At 59.5% G+C, this 4,278-nt stretch carries 5 protein-coding genes; 4 read left to right on the top strand and 1 reads right to left on the bottom strand.

What is annotated here, in order from left to right:
- From B088_RS08760 to guaA, 4 genes are all read left to right on the top strand, one after another.
- On the top strand, positions 1 to 180 hold a 180-nt coding region (locus B088_RS08760), incomplete at its 5' end, for a hypothetical protein (RefSeq protein ID WP_211204672.1).
- Positions 181 to 299: 119 nt separating this feature from the next.
- Positions 300 to 1,103, top strand: coding sequence for a hypothetical protein (locus B088_RS07990; protein ID WP_018107907.1), 804 nt, complete (start codon positions 300 to 302; stop codon positions 1,101 to 1,103).
- A 49-nt stretch (positions 1,104 to 1,152) separates the two neighbouring features.
- Entirely contained in the window at positions 1,153 to 1,851 is a 699-nt protein-coding gene (gene trmD / locus B088_RS07985; RefSeq protein WP_018107906.1) for a tRNA (guanosine(37)-N1)-methyltransferase TrmD, read from the top strand.
- Between the two features lie 30 nt (positions 1,852 to 1,881).
- Complete coding sequence (gene guaA, locus B088_RS07980; protein WP_018107905.1) at positions 1,882 to 3,411, top strand: glutamine-hydrolyzing GMP synthase; 1,530 nt, start codon at positions 1,882 to 1,884, stop codon at positions 3,409 to 3,411.
- Between the two features lie 65 nt (positions 3,412 to 3,476).
- Here the strand turns inward: guaA and B088_RS07975 are convergent, their stop codons facing one another.
- A complete protein-coding gene (locus tag B088_RS07975; protein ID WP_018107904.1) occupies positions 3,477 to 4,106 on the bottom strand; it encodes a hypothetical protein in 630 nt (209 codons plus the stop codon).
- Positions 4,107 to 4,278: the final 172 nt, after the last annotated feature.

Below are 4,278 nucleotides of genomic sequence, written 5' to 3'. Positions count from 1 at the left end.
AGCGGTGACCGATGTACAAAGACCCTTCCCTACCCCCTCGACCCCTTGTGGGTCGCCGAGCAGAGCCTTCAGCGACCCCGCCAGGGTGTCGCACTCACCAGACTGGCAATGAGTGCGACACCCTGGCGGGGTCGCGGGATTGCTTGCATTGCCCGCTCCCCACTCTTCACTATTAGATAAATGGCTACGGTGTCTCTCAAATGCGTCACCCCTGATCCTCACGCGGTGGGCTCACGCTGTTATCAGGAAAATCGGTACCTTTAGGATCCCAATCACAGAAGGGACAAATACACTTTATCATGAAAAAGATAGCAACACTGCTGACACTCACTCTCCCGCTGCTGCTCGGACTTAGCGGCTGCTTCCCCAAGCTCGACGAGACTGAGGAGGTGATCACGTGGGATCACTTTGCGACCGGCTTCATCGAGAAGCCGACTTTCGTAGCCGGTCAGGACTACTCCACCGGACTCCTCTTCATCCTGAGCGCCCAGGAGGTGGCGGGACAGAAGGAGAGGACCTACAAGGACTGCGTCACCATACTGTCCGAGTCACAGCGTCCTCGCGTGGCTCAGTATGCGGAGTCCTTTGGCGACAAGCTCGATGAGCCCGCCACCTACCGCGGACTGGTCCGCAATGGTGGAGCGGCCGTCCCGCTGCACTTCTACTACGTGACGCCGGTCACCTCGATCGTCATCACCAGCGACATCGACTGGAGCAAGGAACTGAAGGCAGGGAGCAACTTGGCGAGCGAATTTGCCTACTTCACCGGCTGCTCCGACCTCTTTGCGAAGGAGCACAAGAAGTACTCTCCGAAGGAGCCACCCACAGAGCTGCCGATCCAGAACCGTGCCTACAGGGATATCCTGCGAAGAAACTTTGCTGACCAGAGTAGCTTCACGGAGATCCTCTATGGCAAGCTGAGCGACCTCGACCTGACGAATCAGGACTACGTCGGCATCTCCACGGTCTTTATGATCCTGGGAACGGACAATGCCGAGTACCGGAGACCCCAGACGCTGACGGTCACGATGACCTTCCGTGACGGACAGACCGCCACCTCGAAGGTGAAGCTCAATCAGTACGGTGCGGGACCGTCGATGTGAGGCGCGGTAGCAGCAGATCTATGTGCCGGGGACTTGGTATCTTTGCGGTATGAGAGTCGATATACTGACCGTACTGCCGGAGATGATCGAGCCCTTCATCGGCATGTCGATGCTTAAGAGGGCTCAGGACAAGGGTCTCGCTGAGATCTTTGTCCACAATCTTCGCGACTACACCACCAATAAGTGGCGCCGCGTGGATGACTACCCCTTCGGCGGTGCCGCCGGTATGGTGATGCAGATAGAGCCGGTGGAGCGCGCCATAGAGACACTGCGGGCTGAGCGCCCCTACGACGAGGTGATCTTTACCTCCCCCGACGGCGACCTGCTCGACCAGCCGACTGCCAATAGCCTCTCCCTCAAGGAGAATATCATCATCCTCTGTGGGCACTACAAGGGCATCGACCAGCGCATCCGCGACCACCTGATCACCCGCGAGATCAGCATCGGCGACTACGTCCTCACCGGAGGAGAGCTGCCCGCTGCCGTGATCGCCGACTCGATCATCCGCCTGATCCCCGGCGTGCTGGGCGATGAGGAGAGTGCGCTCTCCGACTCCTTTCAGGACAATCTCCTCGCCCCGCCCATCTATACCCGTCCCGCCGATTGGCATGGGTGGAGGGTACCCGATGTACTTCTCTCCGGCAATGAGCGTCTCATCCGCGAGTGGGAGTATGACCGGGCGGTGGAGCGGACAAAGGAGCTTCGCCCACACCTCCTCGAGGGCAATGGGTCCTCTCAGCAGAAATAGTGCATTCACACACACGATACAGATCCCCAAATGCTTGACAAAATCCTAATCTTAGACTTTGGCTCCCAGACGACCCAGCTCATCGCTCGCCGTGTGAGAGACCTCGGTGTCTACTGCGAGGTGGTGCCGTACCGATCGATACCGGAGGACTTCTCCGATATCAAGGGCGTCATCCTCAGCGGCAGCCCATACTCCATCCACGACCCCCGATCCTTCCGGATCGACGTGCAGGCGCTGATCGACCGAGGTCTCCCGATCCTGGCGATCTGCTACGGGGCCCAGCTGATCACCGGCGAACTGGGTGGCACCGTCGAGCAGACCGGGCTGCACGAGTATGGTCGCACTCATCTCTCCATAGGCAGCGAGGGGGCAAAGGACCCGCTCCTCCGGGGACTCTCCGAGGGGACGACCGTCTGGATGTCCCACAGCGACTCGATCACCGTCCTGCCGGAGGGCTTTGAGGTGCTGGCAACGACGGAGAATATCCCGATCGCCGTCTTCCGCAGCAAGGCAGCTCCGGTGTGGGGCGTACAGTTTCACCCCGAGGCGCACCACTCCGAGCAGGGGAGCCGCCTGCTGGGTAACTTCATCGACATATGCGGGCTGGAGCACGACTGGACGCCTGCCTCCTTCATCGACACCACGGTGGCGGAGCTGAGGGAGCAGCTGGGGGAGGACAAGGTGATCCTCGCACTCAGCGGCGGGGTCGACTCAAGCGTCTGCGCCACCCTACTCCACCGCGCGATCGGTGACCGGCTCTACTGCATCTTCGTCAACCACGGACTCCTCCGCAAGGGCGAGTTTGACGAAGTGATGTCTCTCTACAAGGGACTGGGGCTGAATGTCAAGGGGATCGACGCCGTCGACTACTTCTACTCCCAGCTCGAGGGCGTCTCCGATCCGGAACAGAAGCGAAAGATCATCGGCAAGGGCTTCATCGACGTCTTTGCCGCCGAGGCGCATAAGCTCAAGAATGTGAAGTGGCTCGCCCAGGGGACGATCTACCCCGACGTGATCGAGTCGCTCTCCATCACCGGCACGACGATCAAGAGTCACCACAATGTGGGCGGTCTGCCGGAGGACCTGAAGTTTAGCCTCGTGGAGCCGCTCCGTAAGCTCTTCAAGGACGAGGTGCGCAAGGTGGGCGAGGAGCTCGGCATGCCGCACGACATGGTCTACCGCCAGCCCTTCCCCGGCCCCGGTCTTGCCATCCGCATCCTCGGCGACATTACGCCGGAGAAGGTTCGGATCCTGCAGGAGGCAGATCACATCTTTATCAGCCGGCTGCGTGAGGCGGGTCTCTACGACGAGGTATGGCAGGCGGGAGCGATCCTCCTACCGGTTCACTCCGTCGGCGTGATGGGCGACGAGCGGACCTACGACCAAGTGATCGCCCTCCGTGCCGTCACCTCCGTCGATGCGATGAGTGCCGACTGGGCGCACCTGCCCTACGACTTCCTCGCCCGTGTGTCGAGTGAGATCATCAATACGGTGGACGGCGTCAATCGCTGCGTCTACGATATCTCCTCCAAGCCGCCATCCACGATTGAGTGGGAGTAACCCTCCCCCCCCCCGAAAGCATAAAGAAAAAGGACGCACAGTCAAATGGCTGTGCGTCCTTTTTTTCACCTCTCCTCGAGGAGCTTCACCAGCTCGAAGAAATTGTAGGAGCGGCAGTATCGCTTCGCCCTATTATAGCGGACATTGACTTCCTGATACGACGACCAGAGCGCCGTAAAGTCATGGACTGGTCTCATATCTCTCCGGCCATCCTCGCTGACGAAGGTGGTGCGATTGGTCCCGGAGAGCGGGATGCCACCGAAGTCTGTCACTAACCACAGGACGCCCTCCTCATCGACGTGCGTCGCTAAGGGGCAGGTCGCCCACCACTCCAAGTAGATCCCTACCGTGCGTCGCTCGAAGCCGGAGCTCCCCGTGTAGGCAAGACCGCACTGGGTCATCAGCGGGGTCAGGAACATCCGACTATCCCTCAGAATCTCCTCTCGGTGCCTGTAGATGAGGAACGCATGCTCCAGCCAGAGCTCCCACCCGATCCTACGGATCTCATCGATCTCCTCCTCGGTCTCATCCGACCGAAACTTCGGCTGAGGCTTGTAGTAATACTCGCCGGTCTCGTGATTGAGAGCCCAGCGTGTCGGCACCGGCTTCTCGCCCTCCCCGAGTGGCTCGCACGGTAGCACCGTCCCATCCATCAGGGTAATCGAGGTGATGACCTGACTCTTCTTTTCCTCCATAGCTTGAGTGTCTTAGACTAAAGTGTGGTAATTCTGTACAGAGACAAATATACCTCTTTTCCCCACTCACTCGTCCTCCTCTGTTCAGGGGTGACGCATTTGAGCCTTAAAGCAAAGAAGTGATAATCCCTGTCGCTGTGCAATCCTGTCGACTGATCCCAGCCCTGCTGCT

The sequence above is a fragment of the Porphyromonas bennonis DSM 23058 = JCM 16335 genome, from assembly GCF_000375645.1.
GTDB classification, from domain to species: Bacteria; Bacteroidota; Bacteroidia; order Bacteroidales; family Porphyromonadaceae; genus Porphyromonas_A; species Porphyromonas_A bennonis.
Note: the sequence above shows the minus strand (reverse complement) of the source record. Positions and strands in the feature narration are given on the sequence as shown.

What these genes read in the sequence shown, in the direction of transcription:
- B088_RS07990 (WP_018107907.1), top strand. Translation starts at nt 300, where the DNA reads ATGAAAAAGATAGCAACACTGCTGACACTCACTCTCCCGCTGCTGCTC.
- trmD (WP_018107906.1), top strand. Translation starts at nt 1,153, where the DNA reads ATGAGAGTCGATATACTGACCGTACTGCCGGAGATGATCGAGCCCTTC.
- guaA (WP_018107905.1), top strand. Translation starts at nt 1,882, where the DNA reads ATGCTTGACAAAATCCTAATCTTAGACTTTGGCTCCCAGACGACCCAG.
- B088_RS07975 (WP_018107904.1), bottom strand. Translation starts at nt 4,106, where the DNA reads ATGGAGGAAAAGAAGAGTCAGGTCATCACCTCGATTACCCTGATGGAT.